We start from the raw sequence: 23,000 nt of genomic DNA, 5'->3' as shown, positions 1-23,000 counted from the left end.
AGATGAGACGGGCATGTCCCGTCTTGGCTGAATTCTCGGTGAATTCTCAGTAATTAAATTTAAGGACACCCAATGAGCAACACCCTGCAATCAGGAACCTTTGTGGAGAATCTCCTCGCGCCGCGGCGCGCTTCGGCCTCGCCGTGGCTTACCTGGTACTCCACCAGCGGGGAACGCATCGAGCTCTCCGGACGGGTATTCGACAATTGGGTCGCGAAAAGCGCCAATCTCCTGGGCGAGGTTTTCGACCTCGAAGAAGACTCGCTCGTGGTGCTTGACCTGCCAGCGCATTGGAAGTCCCTGGTGGTGGCCCTGGCCGCCCTGCATCATGGCGCCACGCTGGTTAATGCCGAGCATGATGATGCCCAGCAGGCAACGCTTTGGGTTACCGCCCAGCCGAATGATGAGCGCATCCCCAACAGCTGTGAAATCCTCGCCGTGAACCCGGCAGCTCTCGCGCTGTCCTTCGGCTCGGATCTCGGCCCGGTCGCAGAAGACTTCAATGCCTCCGTGCGTTCCTATGGCGACCAGTTCTATCCCTCGCCGGTTGCTGGTGATGCAACAGCCATCGCAACCAATGGCGGCGCCCCGATCAGTCTTGCCACGCTCTTCGGTGCCGAGGCGAAGAGCCAAGGAACCATTCTCGTGCGTGCCCAGCTGCCTGTGCTCGACTTGCTGCCTTATGCCATCGGCCAGTGGGCGGCAGGAGATGGAATTGTGCTAGTCGAAGATGGAGTGGAAGTGACCGCGCGCCTGCGCGACGGCGAACGCATCAGCTTCGACTATTCGTCTCAGGACTAGCGAACCACCGTCGGCACGGTGCCGGTATCGCCCTGGCCACCGGAACCCGCTGGTTCGGTGTCGGTATCGGCCTTGTGCTTGCCCAGAACCTCGTGGTCATGGGCAAAGGCTTCTTCCTGGTCCATCTCCTTGCCGAAGACCCAGAAACGGTAGGCGAAGAAACGGAAAATCGTGCCGAGCACCAGGCCGACGACCGAACCTGCGATGAACACCGAGGTCGGATCGGTCAGGCCCAACCAGTATTTGGTGACCCACACGCAGGCCGCTGCAATGCCCAGGCCGATGGCATTCATGATGATGAACATCACCAGTTCGCGCAGCACATTGGCCTGGCGGCGGTGGCGGAAAGTCCAGTAGCGGTTGGCTACCCAGGAGAACATCGTGGCGACGACACCAGCGACGATCTTTGCCTTGACCTGCGAATCGCTCATGGGACCATGCAGGAGCCAGACGTAGATCCCCGAGTCGATGACGAACGCAACGCCACCGACCACGCCGAACTTCGCCACCTCACGCCACAGCAGCGAGATGAGTCCGGCTATTTTGAGTTTGATGCGCTCGAGCAATTGTCCTCCAGGGAATGAAGTTCCCGTCTGGCTAGCAGTAACAAGGCGCGCTCAGCACTGGGAAAAGCGCGCGGTCCTGCCATTTTATCGGCACTTTCTGGAAATTGGCCGAATTCTGAGAGTAATCAGACATCGCGCATGCGATTCTCCACGCCGCTTTCGTTACCCTTGTAATCGTGAGCTTTCCAAAAATTGGTGTGATTGGTGGCGGGCAGCTGGCCCGAATGATGGCCCCCGAGGCCTTGAACCTAGGTTTTGAACTGCATGTTCTCGCCGAAGGTCCGGATGTTTCGGCTGCGCGCTGCGTTCCCGACGCACCGGTAGGCGATTACAAGGACCTCGATACCCTGCGCGAATTCGCCGAGGGCAAGGACGTCGTCACCTTCGACCACGAGCACGTTCCCAATGAATTCCTGACCACCCTGATCAATGAGGGCGTGAACATCCAGCCGCGTCCGGCAGCGCTGATCCATGCCCAGGACAAGCTGGTCATGCGCGAGGCCATCGAGCGCCTCGGCCTGCCCAACCCTGCATGGGCCAAAGTCGACGACGTCGAGGCGCTGATCGCTTTCGGCGAGCAGACCGGCTGGCCTATTGTGCTCAAGACCCCGCGTGGCGGCTACGACGGCAAGGGCGTGCGCATGCTCGACGGCATCCAAGATGCCAAGGATTCCGCCGACTGGTTCGCCAACGGCCCGCTGCTGGCCGAAGACAAGGTTGACTTCTCCCGGGAGCTGTCCGCATTGGTGGCCCGCACCCCTTCGGGCGAGGCCAGGGCGTGGCCGGTGGTCCACACCATCCAGGTCGATGGGGTCTGCGACGAAGTGATCGCGCCCGCCCAGGACATCGACGAGGCTACCGCTGCCACCGCGGCCGAAGCCGCCCTGCGCATCGCCGAGGAATTCGGCGTCACCGGCGTCATGGCCGCCGAGCTCTTCGAAACCCCGGGCGTCGGCGCCGGCTTCGTGATCAACGAATTGGCCATGCGTCCGCACAACACCGGGCACTGGACGATGAACGGCTCGGTCACCAGCCAGTTCGAGCAGCACCTGCGTGCGGTGCTGGATCTGCCGCTGGGGGAAACCCGAGAGCTGGGTGTGACCGTCATGAAGAACTACCTCGGCGGCGCCAACCAGGACCTCTACTCCGCGTTCCAGGCCGCGCTGGCCGCCGGCCCGGAAGTCAAGGTGCACGCCTACGGGAAGTCCGTGCGACCGGGCCGCAAGATCGGCCACGTCAACGTCGTGGCAAACGCAGGGCAAAGCGTAGATGAACTTCGTTCGCAGGCGAACAAGGTGGCCGCGCTGATCCGCGACGGCGCCGGCACCGCCAACTAGCATTTATATTGATCAAGAGCCGCTGCCTGCCGGGCAGCGGCTCTTACTGAAGCACTGCAAGGAAATATCTGATGACTCAAGCACCACTTATCGGCCTCGTAATGGGTTCTGACTCCGATTGGCCGGTGATGCGCCTGGCCGCGCAGGCGCTGGCCGAATTCGGCATCCCCTTTGAAGCGGATGTCGTTTCGGCGCACCGCATGCCCGAGGAAATGATCGATTACGGCAAGAAGGCCCACGAACGCGGGCTGCGCGCAATCATCGCCGGCGCAGGCGGCGCAGCGCATCTTCCCGGCATGCTCGCAGCTGTTACACCGCTGCCAGTGATCGGAGTTCCAGTTCCACTGGCTAAACTAGATGGAATGGACTCCCTGCTCTCCATCGTCCAGATGCCTGCAGGAGTCCCCGTGGCAACTGTTTCCATTGGCGGAGCACGCAATGCCGGCCTGCTGGCCGTGCGCATGCTCGCAGCGGGAACCGATGAGCTAGCCGAGTCGTTACAGGTAAAGTTGCTTCAGTTCGCAGATTCGCTGCGCGAGCAGGCCCATGCCAAGGGCTCGGCTCTGCGCGATGAAGTTGCCAACGAGAATTTCGCCTCCTAGGGAAAGTCCAAAAGTACATGGGTTCTGCCAGTCACCGCGCACCAAGTCCGTTGCGCCAGCCGGAGACCATCAGCTCTCCGCAGCGCAGCAAGCGTGCCCTGATCCTGGTCCTGCTGACCATCTTCTTCCCCGGCGGCGCCCAGCTGGTTGCCGGAAATCGCAAGCTCGGACGGATCGCGGTGTCCATCACCATGCTCTGTTGGGTGGCGGTGCTGGCGCTGGTGGCCCTGTACTTCATTGACCGCTCGATCCTGCTCGGCTGGGCGGCCCACCCGAACTTCCAGCTGTTCCTGATCATCGTGCTCGGCACGCTGGCGCTGGGCTGGCTGATCATGTTCATCAACACCTTGGTGATCATCCGGCCCAAGCTGCTGGCCCCGGGCATGCGTGCCATCGTCACCGTCTTCACCCTTGCAGCCGTGGTGGCCACCAGCGGCCTGTTCGTCTACGGCGCCTCGATGCTGAATACCGGACGCGAAACGATTCAGGCAGTTTTCGACGAGGGCCCGGCCTTCGATCCCATCGACGGCCGCTACAACATCGCGGTGTTCGGCGCCGACTCCGGTGCCAACCGCGACGGTGTGCGCACCGACGTTGCGGCGTTGCTTTCCGTGGATGCCAAGACCGGTAAGAGCCTGCTGATTTCGGTGCCGCGCAACTTCCAGAGCGCACGCTTCGCCCCTGGCTCCCCCATGGAGAAGATCTGGCCAGACGGCTACAACTGCGGTGATGAATGCATTTTCAATTCCATCTACCGCAACGCCGAAATGGAGCATGCCGATGCGTTCCCCGACTCGGTGAAGAACGTCGGTGCGCAGGCGGCCATGGACGCGCTGGAAGGCACCACCGGCCTTCCGGTCCAGGGCTACGTCATGGTCAACATGGCCGGCTTCGAGCAGTTCGTCGACGCCCTGGGCGGCGTCACCATCAACTCCGGCGGCTGGGTTCCGTACAACGGCAAGTACTACGAGAACAGCACCGTGCGCACCCACTGGTTCGCCCCGGGAACCCATGAATTCACCGGCAAGCAGGCCCTGTGGTTTGCCCGCTCGCGCGACTTCACCGATGACTACCACCGCATCAAGCGCCAGCAGTGCTTGCAGCAGGCAATCATCAAGCAGTTCACCCCGCAGACGATCCTGACCAATTTCACCTCCATCATGTCCGCCGGCGAACAGCTGGTGGAAACCGACATTCCTGCCGGCCAGCTCGGTTCCTTCGTCTCCCTGGCCGAAAAGGTGTCCAAGGAGCCGATGGCCCGCCTGACCCTCGGTGCACCGGACTTCGAACGCAGCTTCTCCACCTACCCGGACTTCGACAAGCTGCAAGAGCGCATCCAGTCGCTGATCGCGAAGCAGAACGAACCGAAGAAGGAAAAGAAGAAGGACAAGGCCGAGAAGAGCGAGGATTCCTCTAAGTCCTCGGCTCCGGAAGAAACCACCGAGGCATCTGAAGAGACGTCGGAAACCACCGACGTGAACAATGCTCCGAAGCTCTCCAACAAGGAGGAGCAGGAATTCACCCAGCCAGATGGCAGCCCGATCACCGAGGAATACCTGGTGAATCTCGAAATGGCTGGCTACCGCACGTTGATTTCGGAGATCGCTGCCAACAACGACGAATGCTCGGTTCCATAAACGGTTAAGACCCCCCCCGACCGCCATGCGACCCACTTACCGCTCTTGAAAGGCTATGGTCAAAAGACGTGTTCGAGTTGAAAAACGCGATTAGGGACTACCACTGGGGATCTGCTTCGCAGATTTCCGATCTGCTGGATCTTCCGGCGGAAACCACCCCGCAGGCCGAAATGTGGCTCGGCGCCCACCCCGGGTGCCCGAGCCGGCTCTCCGATGACGGCACCGCGCTCAAAGATTTCATTGCCCAGGACCCGGAGCGCATTTTGGGTTCCGCGGTTGCCGAGCGCTTCGGACGCCTGCCGTACCTGTTCAAGGTGCTCTCTGCGACGCAGCCGCTGTCGATCCAGACGCACCCGACGCTGCAGCAGGCGCAGGAACGCTTCGCCCACGAAAATGCCCAGGGCAAGCCGTTGGATGCCGCCGACCGCAACTACCGCGATGACAACCACAAGCCGGAAATGCTGTTCGCCTTGACCGACTTCGTGGCGCTCTCCGGGTTCCGCCAGCCAGCGCAGATTGCCGAGGACCTGCAGCTGCTGGCAGCGCACCTGCCGGATTCGGCCCAGGCCCCGGTCAGCCAGCTGATCGGCCTGCTGCAGGGCAGCGATCCACTGGCCGCGATTTTCAAGCATGTGCTGACCGCCGGGGACGAAATCTCCCAGCTGGCACGGCAGATCTGCGACGCAGTGGCGGCCAGCGGCGAGCTGCAGCGCAACGTGCATTTCGCCGAACTGGTGTCGATCAACAAGATCTATCCGGGTGACCCGGGGGTCCTGGTGGCCTTGTTGCTGAACCTGATCTTCCTCGAACCGGGCCAGGCCATCAGCCTGGGTGCGGGCAACGTCCACGCCTACCTGCGCGGTTTGGGCATCGAGGTCATGGCCAATTCGGACAATGTGCTGCGCGGCGGGCTGACCAGCAAGCATATTGATGTTCCCGAACTGCTCGATGTCACCATCGCCCAGCCCTCCCCTGCCCCGTTATTGGAGCCGGTGGCGCTGGATACCCACGACCGGCTGTACAAGCCGGACTTCGAAGAGTTCCAGCTGCAGGTTCTCGATCCCACCGAACCTGGCCTGGCTGCCGACCTGCAGTTGCACGGTGCCGCCGTCCTGCTGTGCACTGCCGGCGAATTCCTGGTGGCCACCCGCGAAGGCGAGCACCACATCAGCCGCGGCCAGTCGCTGTTCGTCACCGCGGCCGAGCTGCCGGCCACCGCCACGCTGCAGGGCATCGTGCCGGGCCAGCTCTTCGCCGCCAGCGCCCAGATCGACTAGCCGCGCTGCCGCAAGTCCCCAAACGAAAACTGCGAGCCATGGACTTGTTTCAAGTCCATGGCTCGCAGTTTTGCAAGCAGCTAGCGGCTAGCGGGTGTAGGCTTCCCACTTGTCCTGGTGGTGCTCACCATCGACGAAGCGGATGGTGCCGGACTTGGCACGCATCACGATCGACTGGGTGTGGATGCGGCTGTTCTTGTAGCGCACCCCGCGCAGCAGATCGCCATCGGTAATGCCGGTCGCCGCGAAGTAGCAGTTGTCCGAGGTCACCAGGTCGTTGGTGGTCAGCACGCGGCCCAGCTCGTGGCCTGCGTCGATGGCCTTCTGCTTCTCATCGTCGTCGGTTGGCCACAGGCGGCCCTGGATCACGCCGCCCAATGCCTTGATGGCGCAGGCAGTCACGATGCCCTCGGGGGTGCCGCCGATACCCATCAGAGCGTCAACGCCGGTGCCTTCGCGGGTTGCGGCAATGGCGCCGGCAACGTCGCCGTCCATGATCAGCTTGGTGCGCGCACCAGCCGCGCGGATCTCTTCGATCAACCCGGCGTGGCGCGGGCGGTCAAGGATGGTCACGGTCACCTGGCTGATCTTCTTGCCCTTGGCCTTGGCGATCAGGTGCAGGTTCTGCTTCACCGGCAGGCGGAGGTCGACAAGCTCGGCTGCCTCTGGCCCGGTGACCAGCTTCTCCATGTAGAACACTGCCGAAGGGTCGAACATCGAACCGCGGTCGGCAACAGCCAGCACGGACAGGGCGTTGTTCAGGCCCAGGGCGGTGAGCCGGGTTCCGTCAATCGGGTCAACTGCGACGTCGCACTCGGCGCCGGTTCCATTACCAACCTGCTCGCCGTTGAACAGCATCGGAGCTTCGTCTTTTTCGCCTTCGCCAATCACGACAACGCCATTGAAGTTCACGGTGGACAGCAGGCCGCGCATGGCGTCGACTGCGGCACCGTCTGCGGCGTTCTTGTCACCGAAACCAACCCATGGCGAGGAAGCGATGGCTGCCGCTTCGGTTGCGCGCACCAGCTCCAGTGCCAGGTTGCGGTCCGGCTCCGCGTCGGAAACCGACAGTCGCGGAGAAAGGTGGGCAAAATTGTTCTTTTCGGTCACGAAAGATCCCATCACTGAGTCGTAGTCATTGCGCCTATGCAAACAAGGCCATTCTATCCCCTAGGGTTTTCCCTTTACAGTTCGTGTCGGGCGCGCCTGATCATCGGTGGACGTGCGATTGGGCACTCCAGTTCGAATTACACAGAATCTTCGGGGAGAATGGAAGGCGTGGAACCTGAGAACAACACCGAGAACAACGCCCAGGCAGCCGCCAATGCGGCAAGCGGTACGCAGATGCCTGCCACGGCTCGTCGAAGCCTCGACGATCCCAACGCCACCTTCGAGGACCTGCCGTTCAAGCCGCAGCTGACCGAGAAGCAGGCCAAGCGCGCGAACCAGACCTTCAAGGGCATGGTGCTGTCCATCGGTTTCACTATTGCCATCCTCATTCCGGTGCTCATGCTCAACCCTGCGCCCAAGGACGACGCGTTTGAAAGCGACGTCAACCTGCAGGCCACCGCAGAACAGACGGAGAAGATTTCAGGCTTTGAGATCTTCGCCCCGGAATTGGGCGAGAAGGAATATGCGAACTTCGCCCGCTGGCAGGCTAATACCGCACAGGGCGTCCCCTATTGGGAATGCGGACTGGTTTTCGAGAACAAGGACTTCGTGTGGGTTCGCCAAGCCGCTGAAGCCAACCCGACCTGGATTGCCCTGATCACCGATGCGGCGGTGCCAACCGAGACTCGCACCATCGGCGGAGCCCAGTGGGAAGTGCGCACCAAGGACCAGGGCACCTACCTGATCTCCGAGTTCAAGGACTCCACCGTAGTGCTGTCCAGCGACACCTCTGACGAGCAGCTGAACGTTGTTGCTGAACAGGTTGCCAGCGAACTGGGTTAAGTCACGTTAACGGGGATAGCCAGTCACATATTCGATATTCGAATACATTCCCGTAGAATCTGAGTCATGCACCCAGAATCAATAAAACCATCCATGACTCCTCAAGAGGCGTGGGAAAAGCTCAGCGCAGGAAATTTCCGTTTCGTCAATGACGATACCCAGCACCCTAACCAGGACAGTGCACGACGCGAGAAGCTGATTTCCGGCCAGGAACCCTTCGCTGTCATCTTCGGCTGCTCGGATTCCCGGCTTGCCGCTGAGATCATTTTCGACGTGGGATTGGGTGACATGTTCGTGGTGCGTACCGCGGGCCACGTCCTGGACCCGGCTAGCCTCGGTTCGCTGGAATTCGCCGTCGACATCCTCAACGTCCCATTGATCGTAATCCTCGGGCACAACTCATGCGGTGCGGTCACCAGCGCCATCAAGGTCAAGGAATCGGGCAACATGCCCAAGGGCTTCGTGCGCGACCTCGTTGAGCACATCACCCCATCGGTCCAGGCCGCCGAGCGCAAGGGCATCACCGACGTGAACGGCACCGTCGTCGAGCACGTCAAGCAGACCACCGACCGCCTCGTCGATTTGTCCAGCATCATTGCGCTGGCTATCGAAGAAGGCCGGACTGCAGTCGCGGGCGTGTCCTACCACCTGCACGATGGCCGTGCCCAGCTGGTCTCCAGCCTGGGCCTCGACTAAGAACTCGCAGTTCTCGGGAAAAGCCTTGTAAAACGGCTTTTATTCCCATTTCGGCGAAGCGTCACTGTTGGTTGTGATGTTTACGTCAGAGCCCTGTCCTTTGATTGCGGTTCGGGCGTACTCTGGGCTCATGACTAACAGTGACGATTTCCGCATCGAACATGACACCATGGGCGAAGTCCGGGTTCCGGCTCAGGCCCTGTACCGCGCGCAAACCCAGCGCGCCGTCGAAAATTTCCCGATCTCGGGCAAGACCCTGGAATCCTCGCATATCAAGGCCCTGGCCCAGGTCAAGAAGGCCGCCGCCCAAGCCAATCTGGCGCTGGGGGTGCTGGATGAAGAACGCGCCACCGCCATCGTGGCCGCGGCCGATCAGGTCGCTACCGGCCAATACGATGAGCATTTCCCGATCGACGTGTTCCAGACCGGATCCGGAACCAGCTCGAACATGAACACCAATGAGGTGCTCGCCGAACTGGCAACCCGCGCCCTGGAATCCAAGGGCAGCGGCACAGAGGTCCACCCGAACGACCACGTGAACGCGTCGCAGTCCTCCAACGATGTCTTCCCCACCTCTGTGCACGTTGCCGCTACCGGAGCGCTGATCAAGGATCTGGTCCCGGCGTTGGGCACCCTGGCTTCCGCACTGGAAGCGAAGTCTGCCGAGTTCAAGGATGTGGTCAAATCCGGCCGCACCCACCTGATGGATGCCACCCCGGTCACCCTTGGCCAGGAATTCGGCGGCTATGCAGCACAGGTCCGCTACGGCATTGAACGCATCGAAGCCGCGCTGCCGCGAGTTGCCGAAGTTCCCTTGGGCGGCACCGCAGTAGGCACCGGTATCAACACCCCGGATGGCTTCCCCCAGCGGGTCATCGAATTCCTCCGCGAAGACACCGGGCTGCCCATCACCGAGGCGCGCAACCACTTCGAAGCCCAAGCCAACCGCGATGGCCTGGTCGAGGCATCGGCTGCTTTGCGCACCATCGCGATCTCGTTAATCAAGATCGCCAACGACCTGCGCTGGATGGGCTCCGGCCCGAATACCGGATTGGGCGAAATCGCGATCCCAGACCTGCAGCCCGGTTCCTCCATCATGCCCGGCAAGGTCAACCCGGTCATCTCGGAGGCAACCATCCAGGTGGCAGCCCAGGTCATCGGCAACGACACGGCCATCGCCTGGGCCGGGACCAACGGAGCCTTCGAGCTGAACGTGGGCATCCCGGTCATGGCCTCGAACCTGCTTGAATCCATTCGCCTGCTGTCCAACACCTCGACGGTGATGGCTGAGAAGATGATCGACGGCATCAAGGCCAATGTGGAACGCGCGCGCTTCCTGGCCGAGGCTTCCCCATCGATTGTCACCCCGCTGAACAAGCTCATCGGCTACGAGAATGCCGCCAAGATCGCCAAGAAGGCTGTGGCCGAGGGTCTGACCGTCCGCGAAGCAACCATCGCGCTGGGCTTCGTCGAGCGCGGCGAAGTCACCGAGGAGCAGCTCGATGCGCTGCTGGATGTTTCCACCATGGTGGGCAAGCACTAGCACCGAGCTATTCCAAGCTCAGCTACCGCGGACAGTTGCCGGCAACTGGCCGCGGTAGCTTGCTTAATCAGTTGGTTCGCAGCTAAATGAGCGGCCATGTCTCGTGCAACTACCGCGGGGTGCCTCCAGCGAACTAGCCCAGTTCAATCCAATAGCGTCGCAGGTCCTCCGGGGAGCCGAAGCGAGGACCGATTTCGGAAACCGGAGCGATGCTTTCGAGGACTCCTCCGCAAGCTTCAATAGTTCTCGCCGAAGCAATATTGGAGTCGTTGCACGTGAGCATGACTCGTGGCAGGCCCAGGTTGCGCGCTTGTTCCAAGGATCCGGCGAGCGCGATTCTGGCCAGGCGGTTTCCGCGGGCGCTCGGGCGTATTCCATAGCCGATGTGCCCGCCAACTTCGCGGAGGAAATCATTGCCCAGCTCGTGACGCAAGCTGGCCGCACCCAAGTATTCATCGCCATGCACTAGCCACCGTGTGCTTTGCGCAACGAAACCTTCTGGTGGCGTGAAGTCCGGCTTTTCCAGATCCTTGATCAGCTGGACCCATTGAGCGAAGTCGTCCGCGTTGTGCAGATCCCAGCCGTATGTGGCGGCGAAGAAGACCGAGGCGCCGTCTTGATCCGCTCCCGCCCATTCAGCAGTGCTCCGCATGAAGGAAGCGTGGAGTACGGCAGAGGGTTCAATCAGTTCAATTCCGGTCATGGAGCAAGCCTACGCTCATGCCATTGGCACGTGATTGCAGGAATCATCAGCTGGCGAAGTATCCGCCGGGCCGCGGGTCCAGTGCCCACTGCACAGCCCGCTCATGCAGCGGCGGGAGCTCTGGCCGCTCAGCGAGCTCGAAATATCCCACTTCCAGGTTCTCGTCATCGTTGACCCTCGCATCGCCGGAGAGGTGGCGGGCTTTGAAAACCACATCGAGGTACTGGGCGTGATCCCCATTGGGATAGACCGTTGGCGCGGTCACTCCGACACCCAACAGGTCCGTGATCTCGCATTCAACGCCGGTCTCTTCCAGGACTTCGCGATGCGCAGTGTGCGATGGTTCTTCGCCAGGGTCGACAATCCCCGCCGGCAGGGTCCATTGCCCATTGTCGGCACGGCGCACCAGCAGCACTCGGCTGTCCCGGAAGACAACAACTTTCACCCCGGAGAGCCACAGCGGTTCATGTCCGATACGTTGCCGAAGATGGGTGATGAATTCAGGAGTTGCCATGATTTCATCGTGCCACAAGCAGCACTGCCAATGCTCCAACCAGCATGAAGGGGCCGAAAGGTACAGCTGATTTCAAGGTCAATTTCCGCACCACCATTCCCCCGATCACCCAGCAGGTCGCCAGCACGAAGGTGAGCACGGTTGCGAAGAACAAGCCGGGCACAGAATAATAGCCCAGGTTCAGTCCCAGCACTCCGGCCAGCTTCACATCTCCCATGCCCATGGCGCCGGCGAAGATCAGCGTAATGAGCAGATATCCTCCGCCCAGCAGCAGCAACCCCAGCAGGCCCATGAGCACGCCGTGAGCATCAGAACGGAGGATGCCCAGCAGCACGACCACCACGGTGCTGGCCGCCAGCCAGTACGCGATAAGCCGATTGGGCAGGCGATGCGTTGCGATGTCTTGCCTGGCCAGGAGGAACCCGAAGCCGGCAAAGCAGGCCAGCTGGACAACGACTGCTGCCGCGACCCCCGGGCCTTCCTGGGCTACGTTCCAAATTTCTGACATATGTAGAGCATAGGCATGTCCACGCCTGTGCGGCAGAGGGTGTTCCCCTTGTGAATAATTCTTCCGCTTCTACAATTAGGGTATGGACGTTCCTGCAGTTCCACTTCTTTTCCCCGGGCAGTCTGCCCCTGAATCCGCTGCTCGGCGCCGTTTCCGCGCCCTGGCCCGTTCAGCCCCTTGGCTGAGCACCTCGCTGCAGTTCCAGGTCCAGGTCCCGGGCGAATACGCCAAGCCGGAAGATGGCTTGGAAGGAACGCTGACCGCCATCATCCGCCAGCGCGAAGCCATTGCCGTGCGTTCGGCAGATGGGCAGCTGGTGTACCAGCAGGAGAAGTTCACCGCGGACCGCAGCCGCGGCTATGTCGCTGCCACGAATTCCTCCTGGAAGCTGCCTGCCTCGCTGACCTCCCCGGTGTACACCTCGGACCAGTTGATATTGCGCCGTCCAGATATTTCCGGCTTCAACGGGCTGCTGCCACTGGAGCATTGGGAATCGATGCTCGATCCCGTGGAGCTTGCCGGAACCGAGCCCGCCTCGCATGATCTGGCATTCGACCACCCCACCTACATCCACGAGCTGGCCGAGATCACCCACGACGGCCGGCCAGCGCTGGCCGCCGTCCTCACCGCGGGGCATACCTACCAGCCCACGCTGGCCAGCGCTCCCCTGGTTCCCGAAGGCGCTCGGACCCTCCTGGTCCTGGATCTGGCAACCGGCGTCTGCCTGAACCGCCGGGTGCTGGCCGCCCCTTCCGGAATGCCGCCGGCCCCGGAACTCTCGCTCCAGGTTCTCGCGCACAACGAGTACTACATCGATTCGCTGTTCACGGCCCCAGCTCCCACGCTGACCGATGTCCGGGCACCGATTCCGTGGGAGCTGCGCAGCGAACGCCGGTCCTAGGCCAGCGTCGGAGTATCCAGCAGGTTGGTGACCAGCGCGGCGATGGCAGAGCGTTCCGATCGGGTCAGGGTCACATGCCCGAACAGCGAGTGCCCCTTGAGCTGTTCCACCACCGCGGCGACGCCGTCATAGCGTCCCACATGCAGGTTGTCGCGCTGCGCCACGTCATGGGTGAGCACCACCTTGGAATTCTGCCCGATGCGCGAGAGCACCGTGAGCAGCACATTTCGTTCCAGGGACTGGGCTTCGTCGACGATGACGTAGGAATCATGCAGCGAACGCCCGCGGATGTGGGTCAGCGGCAGCACTTCCAGCATCCCGCGTTCCACCACTTCATCGATGGCGTTCTTCGACACGATCGACCCGAGGGTATCGAAGACCGCCTGGGCCCACGGTCCCATTTTCTCCCCTTCGGATCCGGGCAGGTAGCCCAATTCCTGGCCGCCGACAGCGTACAGGGGACGGAACACGGTGATCTTCCGGTGCTCCCTGCGTTCAAGCACCGCTTCCATCCCTGCGCATAGTGCCAATGCGGACTTGCCGGTGCCGGCGTTGCCGCCCAGCGAGACGATGCCCACGGAAGGGTCCATCAGCAGGTCCAGGGCGATGCGCTGCTCGGCGCTGCGGCCGTGCAGTCCGAAGGCCTGCTGGTCTCCGCGCACCAGCTTCACGGTGTTCGCATCCACCTTGCGGCCCAGGGCGCTTCCGCGCGGCGAGGTGATCACGAAGCCGGTGTTGATCGGTTCATCGGCTGCCGCAGGGTGGTTCAGCAGCTGCTCGTGCTCGTAGAGCTTGGCCATGGTCTCTTCGTCCAGTTCCAGCTGCTGGGTGCCGGTCCAACCGGTTGAGGCGATCAGCTCATTGCGGTACACCTCGGCAAGGATCCCCATGGCCGAGGCCTTGATGCGCATCGGCAGATCCTTGGTCACCAGGGCAACGTCGAGGCCTTCATCCAGCAGGTGCTTGGCGACAGCCAGGATGCGTGAATCGTTATCGCCTGAGCGCATGCCCACCGGGAGGACCTCTGGGGCAATATTATTCAATTCGATGCGCAGCGTTCCACCGGTCTTGGACACCGGTACCGCCTGGGCCAGCCCGCCATGGCTGGCGATCAAGTCATCAAGCAGCCGCAAGGCCTGGCGTGCGAAGAAACCCAGATCCGGGTCCTTGCGCTTGTGTTCCAGCTCGGTGACTACGGTCAGCGGAATCACGACATGGTGCTCATCGAAGTGGAACATGGCTTTCGGATCGGAAAGCAAGACCGACGTATCAATGACGTAGGTTCGTACACCCTGTTCGGCTGTTCGTGTCATGGCAGCGCACCCATTCTCGAATCCGGCGTGGGGACTCTCCCCACGCGTCAGTGGGGAATCCCGGCACCGGATGCCCAAGGCGATTCCGGATAGCAATCCGGCTGGCGCTGCATTTGGTCATCTAGTGTGGAACCCTTCGCTCAGCTGGGACTTGATGCCCCGGCCTTATGATCACCTTAGACCCCGAAACGCCACCAAGAGACGACGCACACACTACGTTCAGGTAACGATTAGTTGAACAGCCGAGCCTGGCGCAACGCGCTCGGCTCAGGTTCCGAAGCGGCGCTGGCGGTCAGCGAAGTCGCGCAGGGCGCGCAGGAAGTCGACGCGGCGGAAATCCGGCCACAGCGCCTCGCAGAAGTAGAACTCCGAGTAGGCGCTTTGCCAGGTCAGGAAGCCGGACAGGCGCTGCTCGCCGCTGGTGCGGATCACCAGGTCCGGATCCGGCTGGCCCTTGGTGTAGAGGGCCGATTCGATGTCTTCGGTAGACAGGCCCTCGGCCAGCTCCTCGATCGTGCGCCCATCCTCGGCGGCCTTGCACAGCAACGCCTTGAACGCATCGAGGATCTCGCGGCGCCCGCCGTAGCCGATGGCTACGTTCACATGGACGCCGGTGCGGTTGGCAGTCACGGTTTCCAGGGCGGCGAGCTTCTGCGCCAAGTCCTCGGGCAGCAGGTCCTTCGCTCCCACCTGCTGGACCTTGACCCGGTTGGTCTCGCCCAGCCGGTCCAGGGTCGAGCCGATGACCTCCAGCAGGTCGCGCAGCTCGCCGGCTTCCCGGTTGAGATTGTCGGTGGAGAGCATGTACAAGGTGACCATCTTGATATCCAGGTCCTCGCACCAGTCGAGGAATTCCAGGATCTTGTCGGCACCGGCCTGGTGGCCCGCCATCGTCGGGGTGCCGGCCAGCTTGGCCCACCGGCGGTTGCCGTCGACCATCACGCCAATATGGTGCGGAAGCTTGTCGGCAGGAAGGGACTTCGCCAAGCGCCGTTCGTAGTAACGGTACGCAAGGTTCGGTAGCTGCACCTTGTCCCTTCCTTTCGGTAGATTCCAAAACTCTAGGTTCTAAATCTACCGCTAATTATCACGAAGCGCGGGCATCTGCCCGCCGCACCGCGTCCACGGCGGGCTCTTCGCCCTGGGCTCAGGCGTCCTTTCCCGAAGCGAACAGCGAGAAGAATCCGTCCATCCCGGCCACTGGCATCTGGCACAATTCCTCGCGGCACGGCTGGATCTTGAGGCCGTTCTCCGCGCCGGGCAGCGACGGATCGTGACGCACAATCATCCCCAGGCTCAACGCCACGGAACGCACGCGCTTGGCTTCTGCCGAATCCCACTGCGACAGCGCAAGATACTGGACGGGGCTGGAAACGATGCATTGCACTTCCAAGGCGGTCGCCACCTGTGTCGGCGCATCGCTGGCCAACGCCAGCGCATGGGCCGAAACCACGCGGGCGCTGTCCAAGGCCGCCGCATCAGCTTCGCTGTACTCCCCTGCAGCCATGGACTGCAGCGCCTGCATTGCCAACGCCTTGGCGTAGAGCGCCCCCGAAGCCGGCAGCGCGTCATCAAGCACCGTGACCGCAGCGATGTTGCCGCGCTGGGCGGCGATCCGCGCATCTGCGCCCACCGCGTCGCGCGGCACCCCGGTTTCCGGATCCACGAAGTCGGCTGCACGTCCCAGCAACTGGCTGGCCCTCGCTGCCCACTGCTTCTGGCCGCTGGCCTGGCCCAACGCCAAGAAGCCCAGGGCCAAGGCGGCATAGTCCTGCAACGTCCCCTCGTTGCCGTGCTCGGCACGGTTGGAGAAGCTCACCCGAGCCAGCCGTCCGGCACGCTCATCCCACTGCATCTGCCACACAGAATTGGCCGCCTTCTCGGCGAGCTCCAGGGCCCTCGGCTGGTCCAGCAGCAGCGCGGCTTCAGCCAGGGCTTCGATGGCCAGGCCGTTCCAGCCGGCGATCACCTTTTCGTCGCGGACCGGCATGATCCGCGAGCGGCGCAGCGCCCGCATTGCCTCGCGCAGTTCCTGCAGGACGCCAAGTTCGCTCGGCTCGGGCGCCCGCAGCAGCGAGAAGCAGAAGTTCTGCGGGTCCTCGGCCACCGGCGCGAAGCGCAGCAGCCCCTTGGGCAGGCGATGAATCAGCGGGTCGGAAACCAGCGCCATCTCCTCGCGGTTGAAGGTGTAGTACGCACCTTCGATCTGCTTGCCATCACGGGATGAATCGGCATCCAGCGACGCGGCGAAGGCCGGAGCTGCGGACGACGAGGTGAGCAGTTCCTCGTTGAGGAAATCGATGATGCCTTCGGCGCTGCGCCGGGCCAGTCCGGCCAGCGTCTGCGCGCGCTGGGCCGCTTCCCCTTCGGAGGTGCTGGCGAATTCGGCGGCCAGCACGCTGGTGCGTGCCGCCAGCGACAGCAGCCCGGCATTGTCGTAGAGCATCTTCTCGAAGTGCGGGACCGACCAGTTCTCGTCGACGCAGTAGCGGGCGAAACCGCCCTCAACGTGATCCTGCAAGCCGCCGAGGAACATCGCTTCGAGGTGGGTGGCCGCGGCGGTGAAGGCCTCTTCGGCCCGATCAGGGGTGGTGATTACTGCACGCCACAGTGTTTTCAGGGCCCAGGTCGGAGGGAATTTGGGTGCAGGGGTGAAACCGCCTTCCGGCTTCGTGCCGGCAATCCACCGGTCCAGCGCTGCCCCGAAGGCCTTGTCCGCTGGTTCCTGGGATTGCAGGGACAACAGCGAGCTTTGCCGGCTTCCGAGTTCGGCCAGATGCCCGGCGAGCATCTGGGCCTGCTCCTCCAGCGATTCGCGCTTGGTTTCCCAGGCTTCATGGACCGCATCGAGCACTTGGCGGAAGCTCGGGGTCTTGCCGCGGGGCTCCTTCGGATAGTACGTGCCGGCATGCACGGTTCTCCCGTCGGGCAGCGCGAAAATGGTCATCGGCCAGCCTCCGGCACCGGTGAGCGCCTGGGTGGCCAGCATGTAGGTGTCGTCGACGAGCGGATGCTCTTCGCGGTCGACCTTGATGGCGACGAAGTTCTCGTTCAGCAGCGCCGCGATCTCGGGATCGTCGAAGGACTCGTGGCTCATCACGTGGCACCAGTGGCAGGCCGCGTAGCCGATGGAAAGCATCACCGGTACGTCGCGCAACCGGGCCTGTTCGAAGGCTTCGTCCCCATAGGGGAACCAGTCGACTAGTTGATGCGAATGCTGTCTGAGGTATTGGCTGGATGAGCCAGCGAGTCGTTGTGCCACGCAATCATGCTATCGCGCAGCTCACAAAGCTCCTACTGCTGCTCGTCGGTCTTCGGGTCGTGCGGCTCATCGGGTTCCTGGAGCTTGCGCTCTTCGCCCTTGGACACCATCTCCTGCTGCTTTGCCTCTGCTTCCGAGGTGTAGCGCACGCGGCGGACACGGCGGATCATGTCGCGGATCAGGAAGATCACGGCAACGACCATGGCTGCGGTGAAAATGAATCCGAGGAATCCTGGACCGTAATCGCTGGCAGTCTCCGTGCCGAAACCCATGGTCGAGGAAGTCAGAGCCAAGGATTCAAAGATCGTATTCACGATGTAAAGACAACTCATTTCTAGTACTGGAAAAGCGCTTAGTACTATCTTAGTCCGGCAAACAGGTCGGTCTCGGGCAACTCGGTGGCTACCTTGGAGGAGATCAGCGTGTAGTCCTCCCACGGCCAATGCTCCGCGTAGACGTGTTCCGGCACGGCGAAGAAGAAACCTTCCGGATCAATCTGGGTTCTATGCGCCAGCAACGCCTGGTCGCGCTGCGAGAAGAAGTCCGCGCAGTGGATCTGGGTGGTCGTGGTGTGTGGGGAAACCCACTTGAACATCTGGTTGCCTTCGTCCGCTTCCCACTGCTCAACGCGCTCGGTGTACGGGGATTCGTACCCGGCTTCCAGCATCGCGTAGTGCAAGGTGCGGAAGCGATCCGAGGCGAAGGCACGGTCGTAGTACAGCTTGCTGACCGACCACGGGGCGCCCAGCTCCGGGTACATTTCAGGATTGGCCGCATGCTCGAAGGCAAAGGTGGAAACCTTGTGGCAGTGGATATGGTCCGGGTGGGGGTAGCCGCCATTTTCGTCATAGGTCGTGATGACATGTGGACGGAATTCCCGGATCAGCTTGATGATCCCGGCAGCGGCGATTTCAACTGGCTGCAAGGCGAAGGCACCAAAAGGCAGCTCGGGCAGCGGATCGCCTTCCGGCAGGCCGGAGTCGACGTAGCCCAGCCAGCGGTGCTTGACGCCCAGGACCGCAGCGGCCTCGGCCATTTCGGTGCGACGAACGCCCGCGAGGTCGCGGTGCGCATGGGCGAGTTCGCCAGCGGCGGCGTTGAGGATATCTCCGCGCTCTCCGCCGGTGCAGGAAACGACCATGACCTCGGCGCCGGCATCGACATAGGCGGCCATCGTTGCGGCGCCCTTCGAAGATTCGTCATCCGGGTGCGCGTGAATAGCCATGAGCCGCAGACCCTGCGAAGGAGCAATTTTCTTCACGTCGTGAATCTCCACTTATCTTCTTTCCTTATGCCACGTTTTTGGACAGCCCGAAGCCTCAAATCTGCCCGTCATCCATAACAACTCATAGCCGACCACCGGTTATTCCCCCATGCCGAAAGACGGTAAACTTGAGCAGGGAACCTCTATACGGCATTCCCTATTCGAATTCCGCCAGGCAAGAGAGTGGTGCAAGGCAAGTAATGTCTGATCCAAGCTTAACGGCTCGCTACAACAACCCCAAGAAACGCAGTCTTCCTAAGAAAACGCGTAATTGGCTGATTGCTGCCGCGCTCTCCGTCGGCGTTGCCGGGGCCGCTTATTTCGGCTTCAGCAATTACACTGCCATCCAGGCGCAGGACATCGAGTTCGAGGTCGTTTCCGCAACCCAGGCCAAGGCCATTGTCGCGGTTGAATACAACGCCAAGCACCGCGTGCAGTGCGACATTCGAGCGATGAATGAATCCAAGGCGATTGTCGGTTACGAAACCGTCTTGCTTGATCCAGGAGAAGCTACCGGGCACATCACCCAGCGCCTGGATGTCGACCTGCACACCGATAACCTTGCGACCACGGTTGGCGTGGAGTCCTGCTACGAGGTTCCGCAAGAATACAAGGGTTAACATTTCAGCTTGTTCATCCCCTAATAGCTGAATCTATTGGGCTTAAAGCGTTTTGGCGACTACTATCGTTGAAAAGATACGTTTCGCCCCGCATCGGCGCATGGTTCTAGCAAAGCAAAAGGACATGAGCCTAGCGGGGTCTTTGCTTGCATCTCCAATAACGTGCGAGCCCGCAGATCCGTACCGAATCCGACTTCGTCGACGCCACCGTTCCGGTGGCGTTCGGCTTTAGGACCTATTGCAGGTTCCCAAGGCAGAGCGAAGTCCCTACTGACCAAAGGAAGTACAACGTGAGCACCAACAGCAACGAACCTGTCGTTTGGCTGACTCAGGAAGCCTACGATCGGCTCCAGGACGAACTGACTTTCCTCTCAGGCCCGGGACGTGCCGAGATCGTTGCCCGTATCGAGCAGGCACGTTCGGAAGGTGACCTGAAGGAGAACGGCGGTTACCACGCCGCTCGTGAAGAGCAGGGCAAGGCCGAAGCCCGCATCCTGTACCTGAAGGATCTGCTGCGTCGCGCCGACGTAGGCGAAGCTCCTGCCGATGACGGAGTTGTCGAGCCTGGCATGCTGGTAGTCGCCAATATCGCAGGCGACGAAACCACCTTCCTGTTCGGCTCCCGCGAAGTTGCCGGCGACACCGACCTCGAGGTCTACTCCGAGCAGTCCCCTATCGGCGTTGCCGTGCACGGCGCCAAGGTGGGCGACAAGCTGTCGTACCTGGCACCAAACGGCCGCGACATCAAGGTTGAGATCATCTCCGCGAAGCCTTACCAGGCCTCGTAACAGGATCCACAGAACAGCGCGATGGCCGCCACCCCGCAGGGGGTGGCGGCCATCGCGCTTTGCTGCTCGTGGCTAGGCGACCGAACCGCCTGCCGTGTTGGTGATCTGCGGGTCGAAGCCCTCGGCGCGCAGGTTGTTCAGCACCGTCTTGGAATGCTCATGGCCCTTGGTCTCCAAATCGATGGTGATCGCGACATCGCCCATGGACAGCGAACCGCCGATGCGGGTGTGGTCCAGGCGGGTGACGTTGGCATCTGATTCGGCGATGATGTTGGAGATCTGCGCCAGCGAACCGGGACGGTCCGGAAGCATCATCCGAATGGTCAGGAAGCGGCCGGCCGCAGACAGGCCACGCTGGATCACCTTGAGCATCAGCAGCGGGTCGATATTGCCTCCGGAAAGGATTACAGCGGTGGTTGCCGGGTTGATCCCGTGTGCCTCCAGCTTGTTCTCCAGCAGGGCCGCGACGCCCACCGCGCCAGCGGGTTCCACCACGAGCTTGTTGCGTTCCAGGAGCACCACCAAAGCGCGCGCGAGCGTATCTTCCGATACCGTCACCACGTCGTCGACCAATTCCTTGATGATCGTGAACGGCAGCTGCCCCGGCTTGCCGACGGCGATGCCATCGGCAATGGTGTGCACGGTATCCAGCGGGACCAATGCGTCAGCGGCCAGTGATGGCGGGTAGGCCGCGGCGTTTTCCGCCTGGACGCCCACCACCTTGATCTCGCGGCCCAGTTCGCGGGCCTTCTCCTTCAGCGCAATGGCAACGCCGGCCAGCAGCCCGCCGCCGCCCACGCCCATCAGCACGGTGTCGATCTCAGGCAGTTGCTCAAGCAGCTCCAGGCCGATGGTGCCCTGTCCAGCGATGATGTCCGGGTGGTCGAAGGGATGCACGAAGACTGCGCCGGATTCGTCGGCGAAACGCTGCGCCTCGGCCAGCGCTTCATCGACATTGTTGCCGAACAGAACGACTTCCGCGCCATGGTCACGCGTTGCGGTCAGCTTCGGCAGCGCGACGCCTAGCGGCATGTAGATCCGCGCCTTGATGCCGAGGTGGCTGGCGGCCTGGGCGACGCCCTGCGCGTGGTTGCCTGCCGATGCGGCGACGACTCCGCGCGCCTTCTCCTCGTCGCTGAGCTTGGACATGCGCACATAGGCGCCGCGGACCTTGAAGGATCCGGCGCGCTGCATGTTCTCGCATTTGAGGAAGACTTCGGCGCCAACGTGCTGGGAGAGCACGCGGGAGTGCTCTACCGGGGTGCGGGCAATGACCGGCTTGAGTACTTCGGCCGCGGCTTCGATCTCAGCCAGCGTTACGGGCAACGTAGTTTCAGTGCTCATGGTTTATTCCTCATCTGCGGTGGGCTCAGGGTGCCGGGGCTCCGGCGAAGCTTGTGGGGCGGGGGCGGCGCCTGCAGCCGTTGCGGCTGGGCTTGCCTTCCCCGGGTCGCTGGTTTTGGGACTGTCCGCCGCGATCTGGCTACCGTAGAGCTCAATCACGAATTCATCGGTTTCCCAGGCTCTGCCCGACAGGTATTTCGCGACCGCGTTGATCACTGCCAGCAGCGGTACCGCGAAGAGCGCGCCGGGAATGCCTGCGAGCATCGTGCCCCCGGCGACGGCCAGGACGACTGCCAGCGGGTGCAGGCTGACTGCCTTGCCCATGATCAGCGGCTGCAGGATATTGGATTCGGCTTGCTGGACCAGCAGCACGACGGCCAGCATGATCAGCGCGTTGATCCAGCCATTGGCAACCAGGGCAAGCAAAACTGCCAGGGCGCCGGTAAACAGCGCACCGACGATCGGGATGAAGGAGCCGACGAAGACCAGCACGCCCAGCGGCATCGCCAGCGGCACGCCGAGGAAGAAGGCGCCGAACCCGATGCCGATAGCGTCGATCAGCGCCACCACCATCTGGACGCGCACGTAGCGGACCAGCGAGCCCCAGCCGCGGGTCAGGGCCCCGTCCATCGCCGGGCGGGCGCGGCGCGGCAAGAGGTTCACCAGGAACAAGCCGATCTTGCGTCCGTCGAGCAGCAGGAAAATCAGCGCGAAGACTGCCAGCAAAGTGCCGGTCAGGATCTGCCCGATCGCCGAAGTCCAGCTGATGGCCTCGCTCAGGATGTTGGTGGCATTGCCGCGAAGCTGGACCAGGGCGTCGTCCAGCACGTTTTGCAGGTCGTCATTGGTCAGCTTGAGCGGGCCGTTGAACAGCCAATCCTGGACCTGCTCGATGCCCGACAGGGCTTGGGTCCACAGGGCGGTGAATCCGGCTGAGAGCTTTTGCCCTGCAACCGAGAGTCCAGCTGTAACTAGCGCCAGGAACCCGATGAGCGTAATGCCGACGGCCAACCCGCGGGGCACCGCCAGCTTGCGGTTCATCGTGTTCACGACCGGTGAGAGCAGCCCGGCCAGCAGCGCCGCGACGAGAACCGGGATGACAAGCAGGGAGACTTTTGACAGCGCCCACACCAGTACGCCCACGGCTGCGACGATGATCAAAAAACGCCAGGCCCACGCGGCTGCCATGCGCACTGCGTAGGGCATGTCCTCGGCGCTTTTGAAATCCGTCAGATCTGGGCTCGGTGCGGCAGGGATTTCCGCCGGCTTGCTCGGAAGCGAGACACGAATACGGCGTAGACGTTCCAACCGGCTGCTTTTCATGGAACTACGCTATCGCGTTTGCCAGACAGCGTCTTGATCCATGTCTCA

23 protein-coding genes are annotated in these 23,000 nt (G+C 62.2%); 11 read left to right on the top strand and 12 right to left on the bottom strand.

Annotation, left to right across the window (positions count from 1 at the left end):
* Positions 1–72 precede the first annotated feature (72 nt).
* Complete coding sequence (locus tag ATK23_RS01125) at positions 73–801, top strand: TIGR03089 family protein (protein ID WP_066139788.1); 729 nt, start codon at positions 73–75, stop codon at positions 799–801.
* On the opposite strand, the gene ATK23_RS01120 is transcribed toward ATK23_RS01125, so the two are convergent.
* Entirely contained in the window at positions 798–1,367 is a 570-nt protein-coding gene (locus tag ATK23_RS01120) for a GtrA family protein (protein ID WP_066139790.1), read from the bottom strand. The two genes, ATK23_RS01125 and ATK23_RS01120, sit on opposite strands and share 4 nt — an antisense overlap.
* 176 nt (positions 1,368–1,543) lie before the next feature.
* On the opposite strand from ATK23_RS01120, the gene ATK23_RS01115 reads away from it, so the two are divergent.
* From ATK23_RS01115 to manA, 4 genes are all read left to right on the top strand, one after another.
* Complete coding sequence (locus tag ATK23_RS01115) at positions 1,544–2,704, top strand: 5-(carboxyamino)imidazole ribonucleotide synthase (RefSeq protein ID WP_083515506.1); 1,161 nt, start codon at positions 1,544–1,546, stop codon at positions 2,702–2,704.
* 71 nt (positions 2,705–2,775) lie between these two features.
* The gene (purE, locus tag ATK23_RS01110) at positions 2,776–3,306 is read left to right on the top strand and encodes a 5-(carboxyamino)imidazole ribonucleotide mutase (RefSeq protein WP_066139796.1); all 531 of its coding nucleotides are present in this window, start codon (positions 2,776–2,778) and stop codon (positions 3,304–3,306) included.
* A 17-nt stretch (positions 3,307–3,323) separates the two neighbouring features.
* Positions 3,324–4,943 (top strand): LCP family glycopolymer transferase, encoded by a 1,620-nt coding sequence (locus ATK23_RS01105; RefSeq protein ID WP_066139799.1) that lies wholly within the window; start codon positions 3,324–3,326, stop codon positions 4,941–4,943.
* A gap of 68 nt (positions 4,944–5,011) precedes the next feature.
* Positions 5,012–6,220 carry a mannose-6-phosphate isomerase, class I gene (gene manA / locus ATK23_RS01100; protein ID WP_066139802.1) on the top strand — a complete coding sequence of 403 codons (1,209 nt, stop codon included), beginning with the start codon at positions 5,012–5,014 and terminating at the stop codon, positions 6,218–6,220.
* A gap of 87 nt (positions 6,221–6,307) precedes the next feature.
* Here the strand turns inward: manA and glpX are convergent, their stop codons facing one another.
* Entirely contained in the window at positions 6,308–7,342 is a 1,035-nt protein-coding gene (glpX, locus tag ATK23_RS01095; protein ID WP_066139805.1) for a class II fructose-bisphosphatase, read from the bottom strand.
* 156 nt (positions 7,343–7,498) lie between these two features.
* Between glpX and ATK23_RS01090 the strand changes: the two genes are divergently transcribed.
* From ATK23_RS01090 to ATK23_RS01080, 3 genes are all read left to right on the top strand, one after another.
* Positions 7,499–8,173, top strand: coding sequence for a DUF4245 domain-containing protein (locus ATK23_RS01090; protein ID WP_066139808.1), 675 nt, complete (start codon positions 7,499–7,501; stop codon positions 8,171–8,173).
* An 81-nt stretch (positions 8,174–8,254) separates the two neighbouring features.
* Positions 8,255–8,869 (top strand): carbonic anhydrase, encoded by a 615-nt coding sequence (locus ATK23_RS01085; protein WP_100339307.1) that lies wholly within the window; start codon positions 8,255–8,257, stop codon positions 8,867–8,869.
* A 130-nt stretch (positions 8,870–8,999) separates the two neighbouring features.
* Positions 9,000–10,412, top strand: coding sequence for a class II fumarate hydratase (locus tag ATK23_RS01080; protein WP_066139813.1), 1,413 nt, complete (start codon positions 9,000–9,002; stop codon positions 10,410–10,412).
* Positions 10,413–10,545: 133 nt separating this feature from the next.
* Here the strand turns inward: ATK23_RS01080 and ATK23_RS01075 are convergent, their stop codons facing one another.
* The 3 genes from ATK23_RS01075 to ATK23_RS01065 form a co-directional block, all read right to left on the bottom strand.
* Positions 10,546–11,064 (bottom strand): GNAT family N-acetyltransferase, encoded by a 519-nt coding sequence (locus ATK23_RS01075; protein WP_245858266.1) that lies wholly within the window; start codon positions 11,062–11,064, stop codon positions 10,546–10,548.
* Between the two features lie 97 nt (positions 11,065–11,161).
* On the bottom strand, positions 11,162–11,629 hold the full coding sequence (locus ATK23_RS01070; protein WP_066140340.1) for an NUDIX hydrolase: 468 nt from the start codon (positions 11,627–11,629) through the stop codon (positions 11,162–11,164).
* A 4-nt stretch (positions 11,630–11,633) separates the two neighbouring features.
* Entirely contained in the window at positions 11,634–12,137 is a 504-nt protein-coding gene (locus tag ATK23_RS01065; protein ID WP_066139819.1) for a prepilin peptidase, read from the bottom strand.
* 82 nt (positions 12,138–12,219) lie between these two features.
* On the opposite strand from ATK23_RS01065, the gene ATK23_RS01060 reads away from it, so the two are divergent.
* Entirely contained in the window at positions 12,220–13,038 is an 819-nt protein-coding gene (locus ATK23_RS01060; protein ID WP_066139822.1) for a hypothetical protein, read from the top strand.
* Here ATK23_RS01060 and ATK23_RS01055 read toward each other — a convergent pair.
* The 5 genes from ATK23_RS01055 to mca all read right to left on the bottom strand — a co-directional run bounded on the left by ATK23_RS01055 (position 13,035) and on the right by mca (position 18,838).
* Positions 13,035–14,351 (bottom strand): RNA 5'-3' helicase PhoH2, encoded by a 1,317-nt coding sequence (locus tag ATK23_RS01055; RefSeq protein WP_066139825.1) that lies wholly within the window; start codon positions 14,349–14,351, stop codon positions 13,035–13,037. The two genes, ATK23_RS01060 and ATK23_RS01055, sit on opposite strands and share 4 nt — an antisense overlap.
* Before the next feature lie 267 nt (positions 14,352–14,618).
* Positions 14,619–15,380 carry an isoprenyl transferase gene (locus tag ATK23_RS01050; RefSeq protein WP_066139828.1) on the bottom strand — a complete coding sequence of 254 codons (762 nt, stop codon included), beginning with the start codon at positions 15,378–15,380 and terminating at the stop codon, positions 14,619–14,621.
* A gap of 118 nt (positions 15,381–15,498) precedes the next feature.
* Positions 15,499–17,613, bottom strand: a complete 2,115-nt coding sequence (locus ATK23_RS01045) for a thioredoxin domain-containing protein (protein WP_083515509.1) — start codon at positions 17,611–17,613, stop codon at positions 15,499–15,501.
* Positions 17,614–17,645: 32 nt separating this feature from the next.
* Positions 17,646–17,927, bottom strand: a complete 282-nt coding sequence (locus tag ATK23_RS01040) for a hypothetical protein (RefSeq protein WP_066139833.1) — start codon at positions 17,925–17,927, stop codon at positions 17,646–17,648.
* A 44-nt stretch (positions 17,928–17,971) separates the two neighbouring features.
* Complete coding sequence (mca, locus tag ATK23_RS01035; protein WP_066140344.1) at positions 17,972–18,838, bottom strand: mycothiol conjugate amidase Mca; 867 nt, start codon at positions 18,836–18,838, stop codon at positions 17,972–17,974.
* A 239-nt stretch (positions 18,839–19,077) separates the two neighbouring features.
* Here mca and ATK23_RS01030 point away from each other — a divergent pair, with 239 nt between their 5' ends.
* The gene (locus tag ATK23_RS01030) at positions 19,078–19,497 is read left to right on the top strand and encodes a DUF4307 domain-containing protein (RefSeq protein ID WP_052253530.1); all 420 of its coding nucleotides are present in this window, start codon (positions 19,078–19,080) and stop codon (positions 19,495–19,497) included.
* A gap of 290 nt (positions 19,498–19,787) precedes the next feature.
* Positions 19,788–20,285, top strand: coding sequence for a transcription elongation factor GreA (gene greA / locus ATK23_RS01025; protein ID WP_038989900.1), 498 nt, complete (start codon positions 19,788–19,790; stop codon positions 20,283–20,285).
* A 72-nt stretch (positions 20,286–20,357) separates the two neighbouring features.
* Here the strand turns inward: greA and ilvA are convergent, their stop codons facing one another.
* Both ilvA and ATK23_RS01015 read right to left on the bottom strand, forming a co-directional pair.
* Complete coding sequence (gene ilvA, locus ATK23_RS01020) at positions 20,358–21,629, bottom strand: threonine ammonia-lyase (protein WP_066139836.1); 1,272 nt, start codon at positions 21,627–21,629, stop codon at positions 20,358–20,360.
* 3 nt (positions 21,630–21,632) lie between these two features.
* Positions 21,633–22,952, bottom strand: coding sequence for an AI-2E family transporter (locus ATK23_RS01015; protein WP_066139839.1), 1,320 nt, complete (start codon positions 22,950–22,952; stop codon positions 21,633–21,635).
* Between the last annotated feature and the right edge of the window lie 48 nt (positions 22,953–23,000).

This window comes from Glutamicibacter nicotianae (genome assembly GCF_002797775.1).
Lineage (GTDB): Bacteria > Actinomycetota > Actinomycetes > Actinomycetales > Micrococcaceae > Glutamicibacter > Glutamicibacter nicotianae.
Note: the sequence above shows the minus strand (reverse complement) of the source record. Positions and strands in the feature narration are given on the sequence as shown.